The 17,293-nt window shown below is 69.2% G+C and carries 16 protein-coding genes and 2 pseudogenes; 7 read left to right on the forward strand and 11 right to left on the reverse strand.

Annotated features, from left to right (window positions below; genetic code table 11):
• The first annotated feature begins 57 nt into the window (after positions 1–57).
• The gene (locus tag AC0VYN_RS27950) at positions 58–315 is read left to right on the forward strand and encodes a hypothetical protein (protein WP_475533179.1); all 258 of its coding nucleotides are present in this window, start codon (positions 58–60) and stop codon (positions 313–315) included.
• Positions 316–687: 372 nt separating this feature from the next.
• Here AC0VYN_RS27950 and AC0VYN_RS27955 read toward each other — a convergent pair whose 3' ends face one another.
• Together AC0VYN_RS27955 and AC0VYN_RS27960 are read right to left on the reverse strand one after the other, a co-directional pair.
• A complete protein-coding gene (locus AC0VYN_RS27955; RefSeq protein WP_475533180.1) occupies positions 688–1,122 on the reverse strand; it encodes a hypothetical protein in 435 nt (144 codons plus the stop codon).
• A gap of 29 nt (positions 1,123–1,151) precedes the next feature.
• Positions 1,152–1,808: a hypothetical protein gene (locus tag AC0VYN_RS27960; protein WP_475533181.1), complete on the reverse strand. Its 657-nt coding sequence runs from the start codon at positions 1,806–1,808 to the stop codon at positions 1,152–1,154.
• Between the two features lie 687 nt (positions 1,809–2,495).
• On the opposite strand from AC0VYN_RS27960, the pseudogene AC0VYN_RS27965 reads away from it, so the two are divergent.
• Together AC0VYN_RS27965 and AC0VYN_RS27970 are read left to right on the forward strand one after the other, a co-directional pair.
• Positions 2,496–3,245: pseudogene (locus tag AC0VYN_RS27965) on the forward strand (transposase); the annotation flags it as partial.
• 242 nt (positions 3,246–3,487) lie between these two features.
• Entirely contained in the window at positions 3,488–4,408 is a 921-nt protein-coding gene (locus AC0VYN_RS27970) for a GNAT family N-acetyltransferase (protein ID WP_475533182.1), read from the forward strand.
• A gap of 123 nt (positions 4,409–4,531) precedes the next feature.
• Here the strand turns inward: AC0VYN_RS27970 and AC0VYN_RS27975 are convergent, their stop codons facing one another.
• Complete coding sequence (locus AC0VYN_RS27975; RefSeq protein ID WP_475537005.1) at positions 4,532–6,592, reverse strand: restriction endonuclease; 2,061 nt, start codon at positions 6,590–6,592, stop codon at positions 4,532–4,534.
• 114 nt (positions 6,593–6,706) lie between these two features.
• Here AC0VYN_RS27975 and AC0VYN_RS27980 point away from each other — a divergent pair.
• A pseudogene (locus AC0VYN_RS27980) lies at positions 6,707–6,790 on the forward strand (glutamine synthetase); the annotation flags it as partial.
• Between the two features lie 82 nt (positions 6,791–6,872).
• Here AC0VYN_RS27980 and AC0VYN_RS27985 read toward each other — a convergent pair.
• Together AC0VYN_RS27985 and AC0VYN_RS27990 are read right to left on the reverse strand one after the other, a co-directional pair.
• Entirely contained in the window at positions 6,873–7,328 is a 456-nt protein-coding gene (locus AC0VYN_RS27985) for a VOC family protein (protein WP_475533183.1), read from the reverse strand.
• A gap of 359 nt (positions 7,329–7,687) precedes the next feature.
• Entirely contained in the window at positions 7,688–8,941 is a 1,254-nt protein-coding gene (locus tag AC0VYN_RS27990; protein WP_475533184.1) for a hypothetical protein, read from the reverse strand.
• 438 nt (positions 8,942–9,379) lie between these two features.
• On the opposite strand from AC0VYN_RS27990, the gene AC0VYN_RS27995 reads away from it, so the two are divergent.
• Complete coding sequence (locus tag AC0VYN_RS27995) at positions 9,380–9,586, forward strand: hypothetical protein (protein ID WP_475533185.1); 207 nt, start codon at positions 9,380–9,382, stop codon at positions 9,584–9,586.
• A gap of 43 nt (positions 9,587–9,629) precedes the next feature.
• On the opposite strand, the gene AC0VYN_RS28000 is transcribed toward AC0VYN_RS27995, so the two are convergent.
• The 6 genes from AC0VYN_RS28000 to AC0VYN_RS28025 form a co-directional block, all read right to left on the reverse strand.
• Entirely contained in the window at positions 9,630–9,839 is a 210-nt protein-coding gene (locus AC0VYN_RS28000; protein ID WP_475533186.1) for a DUF397 domain-containing protein, read from the reverse strand.
• Positions 9,836–10,687: a helix-turn-helix domain-containing protein gene (locus AC0VYN_RS28005; RefSeq protein WP_475533187.1), complete on the reverse strand. Its 852-nt coding sequence runs from the start codon at positions 10,685–10,687 to the stop codon at positions 9,836–9,838. The genes AC0VYN_RS28000 and AC0VYN_RS28005 overlap by 4 nt, the downstream gene beginning before the upstream one ends.
• A 228-nt stretch (positions 10,688–10,915) precedes the next feature.
• Complete coding sequence (locus AC0VYN_RS28010; protein WP_475533188.1) at positions 10,916–12,136, reverse strand: MFS transporter; 1,221 nt, start codon at positions 12,134–12,136, stop codon at positions 10,916–10,918.
• 100 nt (positions 12,137–12,236) lie between these two features.
• On the reverse strand, positions 12,237–13,199 hold the full coding sequence (locus tag AC0VYN_RS28015; RefSeq protein ID WP_475537006.1) for an endonuclease/exonuclease/phosphatase family protein: 963 nt from the start codon (positions 13,197–13,199) through the stop codon (positions 12,237–12,239).
• Between the two features lie 277 nt (positions 13,200–13,476).
• A complete protein-coding gene (locus tag AC0VYN_RS28020; RefSeq protein ID WP_475533189.1) occupies positions 13,477–14,100 on the reverse strand; it encodes a TetR/AcrR family transcriptional regulator in 624 nt (207 codons plus the stop codon).
• A 50-nt stretch (positions 14,101–14,150) separates the two neighbouring features.
• Positions 14,151–15,743, reverse strand: coding sequence for an MFS transporter (locus AC0VYN_RS28025; RefSeq protein ID WP_475533190.1), 1,593 nt, complete (start codon positions 15,741–15,743; stop codon positions 14,151–14,153).
• Positions 15,744–15,936: 193 nt separating this feature from the next.
• On the opposite strand from AC0VYN_RS28025, the gene panB reads away from it, so the two are divergent.
• Positions 15,937–16,812, forward strand: a complete 876-nt coding sequence (gene panB, locus AC0VYN_RS28030; protein ID WP_385460590.1) for a 3-methyl-2-oxobutanoate hydroxymethyltransferase — start codon at positions 15,937–15,939, stop codon at positions 16,810–16,812.
• A gap of 147 nt (positions 16,813–16,959) precedes the next feature.
• Positions 16,960–17,259, forward strand: a complete 300-nt coding sequence (locus AC0VYN_RS28035) for a hypothetical protein (RefSeq protein WP_475533191.1) — start codon at positions 16,960–16,962, stop codon at positions 17,257–17,259.
• Positions 17,260–17,293 lie beyond the last annotated feature (34 nt).

Here is a 17,293-nt window from a genome sequence, read left to right on the forward strand (position 1 = left end):
TGCTGTGGGAGGAAGCCCGCGACGCCCACCTGGAGCGCCTCGCCGGCGAGCAGCCCCGTGTCGCCTGAGCACGCACCGCGCCGCTCCCAGGTCGTCCTGGTGGAGCCCGCGCTGAGCCAGCTGGAGAAGCTGACCGCGGCCGAGACGCACCGCCTGGACCGCGCGATCGTCGCGATCAGCGTCAACCCCGAGCTGGGCACTCCGGTGCCCGACACCCTGCTGCGCGACTACGTCGACGACATCGACGGCGTCCGCGTCATCTACTACGCCACGGCCCTTCGGCAGATCACGATCGTCGCGTACGTTGAGGCGTAAGGGCCTCCCGAGCACCCATGCAGCGCCCTGGACCACCAGGTGGTCCAGGGCGCTGCTGCATCCCGCTGCACGGTGCTTGCGCGCGGGCAGCGAGCGGTGCTGCTCGTCTGCTGCACGGCGCCGCTGCAGGAATCAGCTGCTGCTCGTGGCCCACTTCTCCATCTCGCTCGGGTCCTTCTTCAGCAAGGTGTCGCGCCGGGACTGGGCGGCGGCTCGGGTGACGCCCATGGAGCTCGCCAGCGCGCCGTACGAGCCGCCCTGCGCGCGGCGTGCTGGCGTACGGCCGCGTCCCTGACGCCCTCCAGGCGGTTGAGTAGACCCGTGGTGCAGGACGCCACAACGTTCCGGCCCGTGCAGTGGGCCTCCTGCCCCCTACTGCAAGACTAGTAGGTCTAGCGTGACCGGACCGCAGCCCAAACGGGCTGCCAGATCTGAAACCGTTGCGCGCACATAGGGGTAAACCGCAAATTGTACGGTGGTTCGCCCAAATGCGGCAAGCGCTTCCTCGCTCGTATCTCCGTCTGGAGTGCCCTCTTCTGGAAAGTCGAAGAGGGCACCCACATGGAGGCCAATTTGCAGGGCATCCTTGCCGCCCGAGCCCTTGATGGTGAGATCGTGTTCGAAACGGTATAGCAAGCGGTCCTCCGAACGTCCCACCGTGAGCTTCGTCGAGAGCTCCTCCAGCGGTTGGAGTTCATCAGCAGCTTCCGCGTCGAGCACCTTCGCATGCATCTCAAGAACCCTAATGCCCGAGAGGCGAGCTTTTTTGGCCACACTGAGTGCCTGCTTCTGCTCATCTTCTGCCACGTCTAGAACGAAAGGCATAGTGTTCCGCCTCAACCAGCACTTCGCGAAGCTAGCGATTCAGTCTGCGTCTGGCGCCGCATATTCCAGGAGGAAACCCAGTCGACACCCGGGCGATGAGATGCCCTGGAGCGCTGAAACTGGGTGTTCACCATTTGCGCTGCAGTGATCTCGTAGAATTCAGAGCGCACGTGTTGCTCTTGGGGAATCGTGCCCCATCGAACAAGCCATGCGTCTACGACGGCCATTTCCTCCCGGCTGAGGTAACGCTCAGGGTCGCCGCTTCCCGAGATGTTTCGATGAAGCCACTCGTTGACAACGCCCCATTCCCAAATTCTTTTTCCATTGGGGGCGCCCAGCGGTGTTGGAAACACTTCCCGCTTGTGGCGCTCACCGTGAATAATTTGGCGAATGCTTTCCCTGCTGCGGTTGGTGCGGCGAGCGATCTCCGAGGCATCAACCAGGTCGCGGTCCATGCGGCAGACCACGACGTCGAGCTTGCGCTGGAGCTCCATCGCCGCACTCTTTGCGGCGCTCTCTCCGTTGTCGTGGCCGTCCATGTACATAGTGATGAGAAAGCGCCCGAAGGAATCAGCGACTGTTCCGTCGAAGTGCTCGTAGAACGCTGCCTCGACAGCAGCCACGTCGCACGGCGGCTGCACCTCAAAGCTGAGTGCGTAGGTCGTCATCGGCGCTCCCCCTCTGGTCGATTAACCTGTTGACGGCTGTCAACGCCATGCTACCCCGATACCGGCTCGTGAAGCGCGATGTCAAGCCACAGATCGCTTCTTGCTTCGGGGATCATCGTCCGGGAGTGGGCAGGTCCTCGCTAGTCGCAGCAGGTCGCGAGCGTGCCGCTCCGCGACTCGCGGCGTGCCGCTGACGGGGATGCGGTGGCAGCCGGCGTCACAGATGAGACTGCCCCAGTGGCCGGCCTTGTGGAGTGACCAGCCGCCGGCGGACATGATCTCCTCAAGGGCTTCGCGCACAACCTTGTACTGATGGTTGCGCGGCAGTAGCTCTTCCCCCACCCAAGGTCCCCCTGGTGTGCATTGAGCAACAAACGACACACGCCAGCTTAAGGTTACACCTAGTTACGGGAGTTGACTTCCTCGTGCGCGTTCCTTGTGGCCCGTACGAGTCATCCGGCCTACCTGCGCACTGTCAAGCGGCAGTGCGGACTCTCCGCTGTCTTGGACGAGGTCTGGACGACCTGATGGTTCGAACGACGAAACTGTAATTTCCGTGCTCCTGAACTAGGCCGTCTCCGGGCCTTACGCGCGGACTCCGCACGCGGAAATACGGATGACGTCGTCATCCTGTCCTGCCTAAAGGTTGTCCCGTAACCGGTGGTGCGGCTGGTGCGTTGGTCGGGCATGGGTGGGGTGATCTCAGCTGATGATCCGAAGTGGATCGAGCCGTTTGCAGGTCTGACCGAGGTGCAGTTCGCCAGGCTGGTGGCACTGGTACGGCGTCGAGGTGGCGACGTTCAGCGTGGCCGGCCGTGGCGGCTACCGCTGGAGGACCGGGTGCTGCTGGTGGCGACGTACTGGCGCACGAACCTCACGTTGCGGCAGGTAGCGCCGTTGTTCGGAGTCTCGAAGTCTGCGGCCGACCGTATCTTGGACCATCTCGCACCGCTGCTGGCCATCTCGCCTGCTCGCCGGCCGCGCAAGGACACCGTCTACATCGTCGACGCCACCCGCGACCGCAGCGTCGCCGCATCCAGCAAGAACTACCGGTACTCGACCAACCTGCAGGTCGTCATCGACGCCAACAGCCGCCTGGTCGTGGCCATTGGTCTCCCACTGCCCGGCAGCCGCAACGACTGCCGGGCCTTCAGCGAGTCCGGTATCGACCGTGCCTGCCGCGGAGTGCCGACCATCGCCGACGGCGGCTACCAAGGCACTGGTCTCCTCATCCCGCACCGCAAACGACGTGGCCAGAGCCACCTCAGCCCACAGCAAGAGGCAGAGAACGCCGTCCATCGTCGGGCCCGTGCGCGGGTGGAACACGCCCTCTCGCGGCTGAAGAACTGGAAGATCCTGCGGGACTGCCGGCTCAAGGGCGACGGAGTTCACCAGGCCATGCTCGGCATCGCCCGGCTGCACAACCTAGCTCTGACCCCTATCGGGTCAGATGTGTCTGCGGCCGGAGAGACGGCGATCATGATCATGCCGCACAGCATCGCAACCCACTGAATCGGATGTCACCTGATCGGCGGCCCGCAGATGCCGGTCGCTGGCCGACTGTTCCAACCCACAGCCGGCGCTCCCACAGCGACGACGGCCATGCATGGCGCAGATTCCCTCCCTCCGCAGCAGCACCTCCCCGCCAACGCTTACGGGACAGGACTTAGCGTCGGCCCATGGCCTTCGACCTCGCGAGTCTCACCCGCCGTCCGATCGCCGCGACGGACGCCGCCGCCCTGGCCGGGCTGCTCAACGCCATCGAAGTGGTCGACGTGCTCGCTGAGTACTACTCCGAGGAGGATGCCGCCGACCAGATCAACGCCCCGCTGCTCGACCTCGACCGCGGCACGGTCGGCGTCTTCGACGGCGACCTCATGGTCGGCTACTCCTCCGCAGCGCACAAGCCGGTGGCGCAGGGGGTGCATCGTGTGGTCGTCAGCGGCGGCGTACATCCGGACCACCGGCGCCGGGGACTCGGTACGGAGCTGCTGGCCGCCGGGATCAGGAGTGCGAGGGTTCTGCATTCGATCCATCACCCCGGACTGCCGCTCGCCGTCGACGTCCACAACAACGCGCTCAACGACGGCGCGCTCGCCTGCTACCGAGCCGCGGGCATGACCTCCTTCCGGCGGTACTCGCACCTGCGGCACCCGCTCGGAGCCGCCATCGTCGCCGCGCCGGCGCCCGAGGGCTTCGCCTTCGAGAGCCACTCCGCGGACAACGACCACGAGTTCTACGCGGTCGGCAACGAGAGCTTCCTCGAACGTCGGGGCGGGGTCCCGACGCCGCTGGAGCAGTGGCGCGGGCTGCTCGGCTGGCAGGCTTTCCGCCCTGGTCTCAGCTTCCTGCTGCGCGACGCGGCCAGCGGCGCGGCCGTCGGCATGCTGCTGACCGTCTCCCGAACCCGCCGCGCCTACCGCAGGCGTGGCGTGGCCGGCGCGCTGATCGGCCACGCGCTGCGCTGCGCCCAGGACGACGGATTCGGCCGAGCGAGCATCGAAGTGGACGCCGACAGCCCGGCCGGAGCGAACGGCCTCTACGAGCGGGCCGGTGTCACCGTCGCCCGGACTGAGGTCAGCTACACCCTCGACGCGTGAACGCCCTGCCCACGCCCACCCCTCGACGGCAACCCGGTGGACCTATGCGGTCACAGCACCAGGTGCTTCAGTCCACGAATCGATTTCGGGTCACCTGGGCATCCAGACTCGAGCGCCGATGACCTACTCCACCTCGATGCCGTAGTCCTTGACGAGTTCCTCCAGACCGCCCGTGTAGCCCTTGCCGCCGAGGACGAAGTGCCAGTCCCCGCTTGACCTGCGGCGGAAGGAGCCGAGTACCAGGGCGGTCTCGCGCGGCCGGCCGTCGGAGACCTCGAGTCTTCCGAGTTCGGTCATCCCAGCGTCCAGAAGCCGGATACACGCATCCGTGAAGCCGGAGAGGTCGGCGTCCGGGTTGACCTCCGGGTCAACGGCAGCGACTAGTACGAACCGGTCGGCCTCATCCGGCAGCGCGTCGAAGGACACGCAGATCGCGGCCTTGTCGGGTGCATCGGCGGGAAGAGCGCGCACGCTGCCGTCAGGCGTTTGCGGGTTGTTATAGAAGACGAAGTGATCGTCGTTGATGACGCGGTTCCCGCGGCAGACGAGAGCGCACACGTCCAGGGCGACGTTTCCACTCCACGACATGCCGAGGACGTTGTAGTCGTCAGGCAGTCGAGTGTCCGGAACCGTCGGCGTCGAGGGCACAGCAGATTGACGGGCACCATCGCCCAGACGTCCCCGTAGCCCGTGGCGATGCAGCAGGTCGACGAGTTCGGATCCCGAGATCAGTTCCAGCGGCTTGCCGTTGGCGAAGGTGTGGGAGCCAGGGCCGAATCGTGACGTCGTCACGAGCACGCCCTTGTTGGCACCGACGTCTTGTACGGTCCCGTACAAGTCACGCACCGCGGTGGGCGGCACAGTGTTGCGATAGCGCTTCACCTGTACGACGATCTTGCCGCCTCGGATGGGTGTCGGATCAAGCGCGTCGACGTCCACCCCACCGTCGTTCGAGCGCTGGGTGGTGACGGCCTGCATTCCCATAGCCCGGAAGAGATCGGCGACGAGGTTCTCGAAGGCGATCGGGTCCATCTCGTACAGGTCGGGTTCCTCGTCGCTGCCATGCGTGACGACACGGTTCCCGACCTCCTGCGGCCGGCGGCTCGGCCGCACCGGAGTGAGTTGGTCGGGACGAGCCGACAGTTGCCCGCGCAGCGCATCGGCCAGGCAGCTGCAGGCATCCACCTGTGCCAAGTGCAGGTCGCGGAACGTCGAGCGCGGAGCCATGACGGTCGCCAGGTAAATGTGGCCCGGTCGACCCGTCGTGGGGTCGTGCCCGTCCACGAAACCGTTCAAGGCCACTGACTCAAGTGCACCCGGTTCATCCGCGGCGAAGAGTTCGTGCAGGACGAGCAACAGGCACTGCGCGAGCACCTCCCGGTAGAGAGCCCGACGCTGAGTTACCGGCCGGGGGGCCTCCTTGTGCTGGTCAGCCGCGTACATGTACCGAACGGATTTAGCCTCAGGGACGATGCTGTAGGCGGGCAGTTCCCAATCCAGCACCAACTGTCCGGCTGCCGTGTCGTAGGCCGCTGCCACCTGACGTGGGAAACCCTCGGGCCATGCGGTCGACGCGTAGAGAGCCGCTGAGAAGTACTCGACCACGGCGTCGGGATCGCGGCGTCTCACTCCCTCGGTCAGCTCGGCGATGTTGGCGTTGTGTCGCCGCACTTCGGCCAACTGGGCCTCAGCCCACTGCTGGTACTCCCGCTGGTACGCCGCCAACTGTTGCTGTCGCTGTGCTTCGGCCGCCTGGGCTGCGTGCCAGTCCCGGTCGAAGCGCGCCCGGGCTTCGGCCTGGGCCTGCGCTCGGCGCCCGGGGCTCCATCCGCTCTGCACTTGGTAGCTGTCGAAGTTCGGCATGGGCACGGGCTGCGTCAGCGGCCCGGCGGAGAACGGCTGGACCTGTTCGGGACGCATGAGGGAGGGAGCCCTGAAAGCCGGAGCCTGGCAACCCGAGGCGAGAAGTTGCTGAAGGGAGGCCACCTGTGCGTCCAGTTCTTCAGTACGGCGTAGTGCCTCTGTCTGCATGTACTCGCGGTGACTCTGGGCGGCTCGCCGCTGGTAGGCACGAGCTTGCTGCGCTTCTTGTCTCCGCCGCCGAGCATCGGCCTCCACCTGGCGCTGCTGCTGCCTTTGCATCTCTGCCCAGACACCGACCAAGCCCTGAGAACGACGACTCATATGCTGCATGCCCTCCCCGAGGCGCTTTGGTTGTCCCCGCAACCAGTCGTAACGGGACGACTTTATCCAGCGATGGCGATCTCGCCTATCCGTCCAGCAGGAGTGCCCTGCTCCGTCCGCAACAAGCGGCAGGAGTGGGAGGAGTACCGCTCCCAGGTCACGGCGTTCGAGCTGCGGAAGTCGCTGCCTGTGCTGTAGGGCCGGCCGGGGCGGGTAGCCCACGGCCGTGCTGGTCGCGGCCGTGGGCGAGTCGCTGTGACCAGCACCGTCGCAACGGCCCTCAGACGACGTCGAACTCGTTGCCCTCGGGGTCCTGCATGGCCGCGGCGTAGAGCCCCATGTCCGGCTCGTCCTTGATCCTCAGCACGGTGGCACCGGCTTCGACCAGCTGGTCCACCGCGGCTCTGACCCGCCGCGCGCGCACGTCCAGCGGGACGTCACGGCCGCCACCGACCTTCAGGTCGAAGTGCCACCGGTTCTTGGCGGTCTTCAGCTCCGGGACCTGCTGGAACCACACGCGTGGTCCGCGACCCGCCGGATCGACGATCGACTCCGCCATGTCGCCGGCCCCGGTCGGCAACTCCTCCGCGGGCACCCCCATCGCCACCCAGTAGGCACGCCACGTGGCGTGCCCGTCCGGCGCGGGCTCGGGCACATAACCCAGGGCCGGGGCCCAGAACGTCACCATTCTCCGCGGATCGGAGCAGTCGATCGTCAGCTGCACCGTCATCTCCATGCCCGGAGCCTCCCAGACAGGTCTGACAGACGATCCATTTCTCGTAACAGACCTTGGGCGCTTCGGCCTCCGCCTGGCGCCGCTGCTGCCCGCGCATCCCAGCCCGGACACCGACCGAGCTCAGCGTCACCCGGAAGTAGTCATACGGCGACCGCACAGGGGCATATGAGTCTGCTTCGCACTCCAGGCTCCCGGCGTCGTCGGGCTGTCGGCCGTGTGGATCCGCACCCCGATGGACGATGATCCTTCCCGGCGCCCCGGCGCCCCGGCGCCCCGGCGCACCGGCTCGGCCTGGACGACCTGCGCCCCGACGCCGCCGCCTCACAGTAGGCCGCCTGAGAACGCGTCCGTCATGGGGGCTACTTGTCGGAGCGGCCGGACAGGGCCTTGCCGAGGGCATCGAGGATCGAGGCCTTCGCGGTGGAGTCACGCGGGAGGACGAGGCTCAGCACGGCCGTGATGATGAGGGTGACCCGCACCCCGCTCGCCACGTCGGGCGCCTGCGCCACCGCCGGTATCCAGGGCAGTGCGACGGCCGCGGTGAGGAGGACGACCGGGGGCCACACCGCGGCCGTGGTCCTGCGCAGCCGGGACAGGGCGGTCACCGGCGGAGCCGCGGCGGTCAGGGTCTCCCAGTCGTCGTCGATCAGCGCGAGCACCCCGGCGCAGAGGGACTGCCTGACGAGGTCGAAGGAGGCCGGCCCGCTGGCTCGGGCTATCGGCGGCCGGTGCTGCCGCAGGACGGTGGCCAGCCGCAGTGTGTCGGCCCGGGCGGGCCCGCGCCCGCCTGCGAACGGGCGGGCGGGCAGCGCGGTCTCCGCCTTGCGGGCGGCCTTCTCCAGCGCACGTTCCACCGCCCTTCGTGAGCGTTTGCGGAACCAGGTGCCGCGGTGGGCGTGGGTGACCGCGCAGGCGTCGATCATGCTGAGGAGCAGGAGGTCGTAAGGGCGCAGGACGGGGCGGACCAGCCACTTGATCAGACCGAAGCACATCGACATCCAGACCGCGACGAGCAGGGCGAGGCCCAGGGTGATCAGCACGGCCTGGGCGACCTGCGCGGCGAACCGCACCAGGGCATCGCGGGCCGTGGGCCACTGGCCGCCGCGGACGTCTCCCGAGTAGGCGAAGAAGGTCAGGGAGACGGTGACAAGGCCGAGACCGAGGGTGTGGAGCAGGGCCATCCGCCCCGCATGCAGACTCCGCACGGGCGGTTGTGCGTACAGATGCTGGGTCCACAGCAGCATGCCGGCCGCCACGACGAAGATGCCGAAGCCGATCCACAGGGACGCGGAGTGGTGCGTGGGAACGTCGTGCCTGGCGATGACACGGTTGAACCAGGGGATTCCCAGGGTCACCTGGTCCCCTTTGTGCACTGCCAACAACCGGATGATCCAGGGGAGCGCGGCGGCGACGAGGAGGCACCCCGGGATGGCGAGCGGCCACCATTCCTGGGTGGCCTCCTCGTGGATGGCCCGGCGGGCGGCGGCCCTGGCGGCCTCCCTCCTGACGAGTACGGTCTCCTCCGCGTTCAGCGCGTCGGCGCAGGAGGCCGTGACATGGTCGCGGTACCGCGCGGCCTCCGCGCGGACGACCTCGATGGACGGCTCGCTCACGGCTGTTCCTCCGTTGCGGGTGAAGCGGGAGAACCTCAGCACTATGCCTGTCCGGGCCTGCCCCGTCAGCTCGTTTAGCCACGGATGAACGGCGTCCCCGAACATTCCCCGGACCCGCACACCGTCCATCACTCGGTCACGCGAACGGTCCGGAACGGCGGGAGCCGGGGCGGCTGCGGGCGTCCGCGCGGCGGGTAAGCCTCTCCCCCAGGGCGGATTGCGTGAAGACAGGGGCTTTTTCCCCGACGCCATGCCCACACCGGTGAACGCGGTGGCGTTGCGATTGAACGCTCAACAGCGTCTGGATGGTGGGCCGTTCGGACGCGTGCTTTGATCGGTGCGCGGCGCGCCGGTGATCGTCCCGGGCTCCCCGATCCGCATCCCGGGCGTGCGCGCCTCACCGCTCCGACTTCTTTCGCACGAAGGGAAGGACCTGTCATGAACCACGTCCCCCAGGTCGAATCGGCCGAACTCTCCGACACGGACCTCGACCAGGTGTCCGGCGGCCTCGCCGCCAGCGCCGCCGTCTTCACGACCGGCGGTTCCGTCGCCGCGGGTCTCTACGCCGAGGCCGGTCCGGTCTCCGTCTGCGCCGGCCTCGGCGCGTCGGCGACGCTCGGCCAGGTGCGCCCCATGAGCATCTGAGCCGAAGCACACCGGGCCCCGGACCACCGCGTCCGGGGCCTGCTCATTCCTCGCCGGCACCGCCCAGAAAACCGCCCCACGCCGCCCGCGAGACGACGAGGCGGGGACCGTCCGGTCGCTTGGAGTCACGGACGTGAATAGCGACGGGGGTCATGGCGACCTCGACGCAATCGCTGGGGTTGCTGGTATCGCTGTAGCTGCTCTTGTACCAGGCCAGGTCGGCGAGGTCTCCGGATATGTCCTTGCGACTCATGTCTCCCCCAGCAGTTGTTCGATGAAGGCCACCGATTCCCTGGCGCCCAGTGCCTCGGCCCGGATGATGCCATAGCGCAGTTCGAGGATGCGCAGGTGCCGAGGCTCCGAGACAGGTCGGCTGCCGAACTCGTCATCTGCGCGGCCGACCGCGGTACCGTCGTCGAACTTGAGCACCTGAATCCGCCCCGCTCCTGGGTGGTCACCGCGAGACGTCGGCATCACCTGGATCTCCACGTGCCGCATTCGCGCGACCTCCAGCAGATGTTCGAGCTGCTCGCGGAGGACCATTCTGCCCCCAACGGGCCTTCTGAGAGTCGCCTCTTCCTGGACGAAGCTGAGTTCCGGGGCCGGGACACGGTCGAACATCCCCTTGCGTCCCATGCGCGCGGCGAGCGCACTCTCGACTTCGTCCTCCGAGAGAGCCGGCCGACGCGTACGGAGAAGCGCACGCGCATACTCCTCCGTCTGAAGAAGCCCGTGCAGGCTGTAGCTGCCGTACGAGAGTGACTCGACCGCCCGTGACTCCAGCTTCGCCAAGTCCCGCACCTGCTTGGGATACCGGACCCTCTTCACGTCCTCCCAGGCCGCGGTGATGAGCCCGTCCGCCCCCAGCACCTGGTCGGCCTTCTCCAGGTACTCCCGGCGGGGAATCCGCTTCCCGCCCTCGATCTTGTAGACGAGATCCTCCCCGTACCCCACCGCCGCCCCGAAGTCGCCCGCCCGCATCCCCACCGCCTCGCGCCGCAGCTTCAGCTGCCGCCCGACGGTGGCGATGACGGCCACGCCCCACTCGTCGTCCGGGTCGACCTCCCACCCGGGCTCGTCCGCAGCACCGCCCACCGACATCCGCACCTCCGTCGTACGCGTCCTGTCGCGACGCGTACGACGGTAGGCGGGAAGCCGGCGCGGCTCGGCGGGATGGCCTGGACGGCACTCCGGAGAGTGACGGCTCGCCGCGTGATGCACGACCACGAGGGACCTCGGAGGCCCCGTGGACAAGGGCGCGAGGAGACCGGGCGTCGGAACCGGGGCCGCGCTACCTGACGGCCGCGGTCGACGCTTACGGAGTCCTCGTCACCGCCGCACCGGCTCCGCCGTCTCGGGTACGTGACCCGCGACCACGCGGCGGTGGACGGCCTCCGCCGTGGTGGTCCGGCGGTCCACCGCGTACGCCGTGCCCGCGACCGCCAGGCCGAGGACCGCCAGGGCCGCGCCCGCCAGGGCCGGGGACGTGGCGCCGAGGCCCGCCGCGAGGGCGAGGCCGCCGATCCAGGCGCCGCCGGCGTTGGCGAGGTTGAAGGCCGCCTGGTTGGCCGAGGAGGCGAGGGACGGGGCGGCCGAGGCCTTCTCCATGACCATCAGCTGGAGCGGGGAGCCGGTGATGAACGCGGCCATGCCGAGCAGCGCCACCGCGACGGCCGCCGTGACCTCCGTGCGCATCAGGAGGGGGAAGAGCGCGAGGACCACGACCAGGGAGGCGAGGCCGCCGAAGAGCGTGCCGCGCAGGGAGTGGTCCGCCAGCCGGCCGCCGAGCAGGTTGCCCGCGGTGGCGCCGACGCCGAACAGGGCGAGCAGCAGGGTCACGCTGGCCTCGGCGAAGCCGGCGGCGTCCGTGAGCATCGGCGTGATGTAGCTGTAGGCGGCGAAGAGCGCGCCGAAACCGGCGACCGTGGTGCCGAGTGCCAGCCAGACCGGCAGGGAGCGCAGGGCGGCCAGTTCACCGCGCAGGCCCGTCGTGGGGGCCGGGGCGTGGTCGCGCGGGATCAGTGCCACGAGGGCCGCTATCGCCGCGACGCCGATCGCGCTGACCCCGAGGAAGGTGGCCCGCCAGCCCAAGTGCTGGCCCATGGCGGTGGCCGCGGGGACGCCGACGATGTTGGCGACCGTCAGGCCCAGGAACATCAGGGAGACGGAGCGGGCCTTGCGCTCCGGCGCGACCATGCCGGTGGCGACGACCGCGCCGACGCCGAAGAAGGCACCGTGCGGCAGACCGCTGACGAAGCGGGCGGCGAGCAGGGATATCTCGCCGGGGGCGGCGGCCGACAGCGCGTTGCCGGCGACGAAGAGGACCATCAGGGCGATGAGGACCGTGCGCCGGGACATCCGCGCGGTGGCCGCCGCGAGCAACGGGGCGCCGATGACGACACCGAGGGCGTACGCCGAGACCAGGTGTCCGGCGGTGGGGATCGAGATGTGGAGGTCGCCGGCGACATCGGGCAGCAGGCCCATCATCACGAACTCGGTCGTGCCGATGCCGAAGGCGCCCACGGCGAGGGCGAGCAGGGCCAGGGGCATGAAGGGTCTCGCCTTTCGAGAGCGGAGTGCGTACGGAGGAGCGTCTGTATGTTCCCGTACGGAACAAAGCCTCTCAGGGCGAGTATTCCCTCGGCGAATCTCAGGAAGCCGTTGTGTCGACCTTCACACGCGCGGCGATCGGCAGATGGTCGCTGCCGGTCTCCGGGAGGGTCCAGCTCGTCCTCGGTTCGACGCCCGTGACCAGGATCTGGTCGATGCGGGCCATCGGGAAGGACGCCGGCCAGCTGAAGCCGAAGCCGTCGCCCACGGCGCCCTGCGGTGAGCGCATCTGGGAGGTGATCGCGGTGAGCGCGCGGTCGTTCATGGTGCCGTTGAGGTCGCCGAGCAGGATCTTGCCGGGCAGCCTCTCGTGGGCGATGGCCTCGCCGAGGGCCTCGGCGCTCTTGTCCCGCTGCCGGGCGGTGAAGCCGGCCTCCAGCTTCACCCGGACGGAGGGGAGGTGGGCGACGTACACGGCGACCGGGCCGGAGGGGGTGGCGACGGTGGCGCGCATCGCGCGCTTCCAGCCCAGCCGGATGTCGACGGCCTTCACGTCGCTCATCGGGTACCTGCTCCACAGCCCGACCGTGCCGACCACCGCGTGGTGCGGGTACTTCGCCTCCAGCGCCTTCTCGTACATCGGGACGGCGGACGCCTTCAGTTCCTCCAGGGCCAGTACGTCCGCGCCGGCGGCGGCCACGGCGCGGGCGGTGCCGGCCGGGTCGGCGTTGTCGGCGTTGACGTTGTGCGTGGCCACGGTGAGGTCGCCGCCGGCGCCGGTCTTGTCGAAGAGCAGGCCGCCGAAGAGATTGAGCCACACGCTCACCGGCAGGACGAGCGCGATCAGCGCCGTCGCCGACTTGCGGACGAGGGCGATCACGAGCAGGACCGGCACCAGCAGGCCGAACCACGGCAGGAACGTCTCGGTGAGGCTGCCGAGGTTCCCGACGGCGTTGGGGATGTGCGAGTGCGCGGCCATCACCACGGCCAGGAGGACGGCCACCGCCGCCGTGACCAGGCCCCGGCGCCAGATCTTCCGGTCGCCGCGCCAGCCGGTGGTCATCCGGTCGAACAGGCGCCGGAGCCGGGGGCCCCGACGCTCGGGTCCCGAGCCGCCGTTGTCCGTCTCCGTCATGTACGCCTGCTGCGCCATACCGCCGCCTCACTGCCTGCCGTGCACACCGTCGCCCCCCCGTGTCTCAGCACCCTAGGGGATGATCGGTTCCGTTCCCGCCGTCCCATGACGGCCGTACGGGCACAGGGACGTCCGGGGCGGCGTCCGGAGTTCCGAACACGGGCGGGAGCGGGGGTCTCTGTGACAGAACGAGCACATTCGGGCCCTATGGGCGCGGCGGGCCCACGGGGCGGAGGCCGCCGAGCAGGGTGTCGACGATCTGCGTGGCGAGGTCCTCGGGGAGGTCGCCCTCCGGACGCATGATCGCGCGGACCAGCATGGGGCCGACGACGATGTCGTGGAGCAGCCCCAGGTCGATGTCGTCGCGCAGTTCGCCGTGGTCGCGGCCGCGGCGCAGTATCTCGATGCCGAGTCTGCGCCGCGGTTCGATGACGGTGTTGTGGTACGCCGCCCAGATCCTGGGGCTGGACTTCATCTGGGCGTACACGCTGTGCAGGATCGCCGACCGGTTGGTCAGGCCGCGCTGCCGCAGCGACTCCAGGACGACGATCAGGTCGTCGCGCATCGAGGTGCCGGGCAGGACCGGGTCCGCGGGCTCGGCGGCCCGCACCACGTCGACGAGGAGTTCCTCCTTGCCGCTCCACCGGCGGTAGATGGTGGCCTTGCCGACGCCCGCCATGCGCGCGATGCGCTCGACGGACAGCTCGGCGAGCGGGACGCCCTGCTCCAGGAGCTCCAGCACGCCCTCGATGATGGCGCGCTCGACGGCCTCGCTGCGGGGGCGCCCCCGCGTGGGGAAGCCGTGTGGCGAGCGGCTGTCGAGGCTCACGTGCCGGGTCCTTTCACTGGGCTGGGACGATTGTCCCTCGTACGTCCGTACTACTCCATGGTGGCCACCGGCTCCCGTTCCCGCTCGGGCGACGCGGGCTCCGGGGTGCGGCCCGGCAGGAACAGGGCCACCACGACCACGCCGAGCACGGCGACGCCCGCTCCCCACAGGGCGGTGACGTGCATGGCGTGCAGGAAGGCGTCGTGGGCCGGTCCGACCAGGGCCTCGCCCCGGGGGCCGAGCTTCGCGGCGACGCCGAGCGTGGCCTCGATGGACTCCCCGGCGGTGTGGCGCAGGTCTGCCGGGACGCGGTCGAGGTCGCCCTCGATGCCGGTGCGGTAGGCGGTGGACAGCACGGAGCCGAGGACGGCGATGCCGAGGGCGCCGCCGACCTGGCGGAAGGTGTTGCTGAGCGCGGAGGCCGAGCCGGCCTTCTCGCGGGGCAGGGCCTGCATGATGACGACGCTGGTCGGCGTCATGATGTGCGCCATGCCGGTGCCCATGAGGAAGAAGTAGACCTCCAGGAGCCAGACCGGCGTGTCCGCCTCCAGCGTGGCGAACGCGGCGAGCATCGCGGCGATGAGCGCCATGCCGGCCGTGGTCGTGGCCCGGTTGCCGAAGCGGTCGACGAGCAGGCGGGCCCGGGGAGCGAAGACCAGCTGCGCGGCGGCCAGCGGCAGCATCAGCAGACCGGTCTCCAGCGGCGAGTAGCCGAGCACGCTCTGGGTGTAGAAGACGGAGAAGAAGGTCACGCCCATCAGGGCGAAGAAGACCAGCGCTATGGCGGCGATCGCGGCGGAGAAGACCTTGTTACGGAAGTACGTGACGTCGATGGACGGATGGCTGCTGCGCTTCTCGTACACGACGAAGGCCACGAGCACCGCGAGACCCGCGCCGATCGTCGCCAGCACGGTCGGGTCCGTGAAGTCGGCGAGCTGGCCGCCCTTGATGATGCCGTAGACGAGCAGGACGAGGCCGACGACGGACAGGACGACGCCGACCGGGTCGAGGCGGCCGGGGTTCGGGTCGCGGGAGTCGGGGACCAGCCACAGCATCAGCGCGAGGGCCACGACGACGATCGGCACGTTGACGAGGAAGACCGAGCCCCACCAGAAGTGGTCCAGGAGCAGCCCGCCGGTGATCGGGCCGATGGCGATGGCCAGGCCCACGCCGCCGGCCCAGATGCCGATGGCCTTGGGCTGCTCCTCGCGCTCGAAGACGTTCATCAGGACGGCGAGGGTGGCGGGCATGACGAAGGCGGCACCCAGGCCCATCACCGCGCGGAAGGCGACGAGCTGGCCGGGTGAGCCGGAGAAGGCGGCGAGCGCCGAGCCGATGCCGAACACGGCCAGGCCGCCGAGCAGGACCTTCTTGCGGCCGAGCCGGTCGCCGAGCAGGCCGGCGGTGAACAGCAGGCCCGCGAAGACGAGGGTGTAGGCGTTGATCGCCCACTCCAGCTCGCTCTGGGTGGCGCCCAGGCCGGTCGGCTCGGGGGTGGAGATGGTCTTGATGGCGACGTTCAGGATCGAGTTGTCGAGCACCACGATCAGCAGGCTCAGCATGAGCACGCCGAGGATGGCCCAGCGGCGCCGGTGCACCTCTTCCGGTATGCGCCGGGAGGAAGAGTCGGCAGGAGTAGTCATGCGGACGAGCCTAGGATCCGTAAGATACGAGACCGTTCCGTATCGTAATTCTCTTACCGACCTCTTACACCGGCCACCGCCGTACGGCATGTGGCGAGGGTCCCCTAGCCGTCCGGCGGCACGAGGTGCCACCATGGGAGGGATCCGGGGACGCCGTCAGGGCGCCTCGAGATGACATGAAGGAGCCGTTGCCATGACGCAGCTTTCGGCTGCCCAGACGCCTCAGGCCAAGTCCGCCGACGGCGGCAGGGCACTGTACGGGGGCAAGAGCACCCGCCGCATCACCGTCCGCGACATCACCGCCGCCAAGGAGCGCGGCGAGAAGTGGCCCATGCTCACCGCGTACGACGCGATGACCGCGTCCGTGTTCGACGAGGCCGGCATCCCGGTCATGCTCGTCGGTGACTCCGCGGGCAACTGCCACCTCGGCTACGACACCACCGTGCCCGTCACGCTGGACGAGATGATCATGCTGTCGGCCGCCGTGGTCCGCGGCACCAGCCGCGCCCTGATCGTGGCCGACCTGCCCTTCGGCTCCTACCAGGAGGGCCCGGTACAGGCGCTGCGTTCGGCGACCCGGCTGGTGAAGGAGGCCGGCGCCGGGGCGGTCAAGCTGGAGGGCGGCGAGCGCTCGCACCGGCAGATCGAGCTGCTGGTGGAGTCCGGCATCCCGGTGATGGCGCACATCGGCCTCACCCCGCAGTCCGTCAACGCCATGGGCTACCGAGTGCAGGGCCGCGGCGAGGAGGCCGCCCAGCAGCTGCTGCGCGACGCCAAGGCCGTGCAGGACGCGGGCGCCTTCGCGGTAGTCCTGGAGCTGGTGCCGGCCGAGCTGGCCGCCGAGGTGACGCGCACCCTGCACATCCCGACCGTCGGCATCGGCGCGGGTCCGGAGACGGACGCGCAGGTGCTGGTGTGGACCGACATGCTCGGGCTGACCGGCGGACGGGTGCCGAAGTTCGTGAAGAAGTACGCCGACCTGCGCCAGGTCATGGGTGACGCGGCGAAGTCGTTCGCCGAGGACGTCGTCGGCGGAACGTTCCCGCTGGACGAGCACTCCGTCCACTAGACCAGCACGGCACCACCCGGCCCCGCCGATCTTCCCCCGTCGGCGGGGCCGGCTCCTTTCCCGCCCCCGGCCGACGGCGGACCGGGTGTCCGCGTTCACCGGGACGTGCGACACGTAGCGGGCCGAACCCTGGGTACACGGCTCGGCATGGCAGCGACGACCGAGCACCGCTCCCCCCTGCAGACCATGCGTCAGCTACGTCAACTGCGCCGTATCCGAACCTTCTACGCGGCGGGCCTCTGCCTGTGGGCGGTGTCGGCCGCCTGGACGGGGTGGGAGTCCCCCGGGAGCAGGCAGATGTGGGCGTCCGCACTCCTCCTGGGTGTCTTCACGGGGCTGCTGCTCCTGGCCACCCTGTGGCTGCGCCGCCTCGAACACGCCGCCCCCGACCGGCCCGTCCACCACGCCGCGCCCCGCACGGCGGGCGCCGCGCAGCACGCGGGCTGATCCCCCGCCGGACGCTCCGTCACCCACCGGCCCG

This window comes from Streptomyces sp. 63XJN7_1_ISO-PGPR-S23-121, assembly GCF_056173025.1.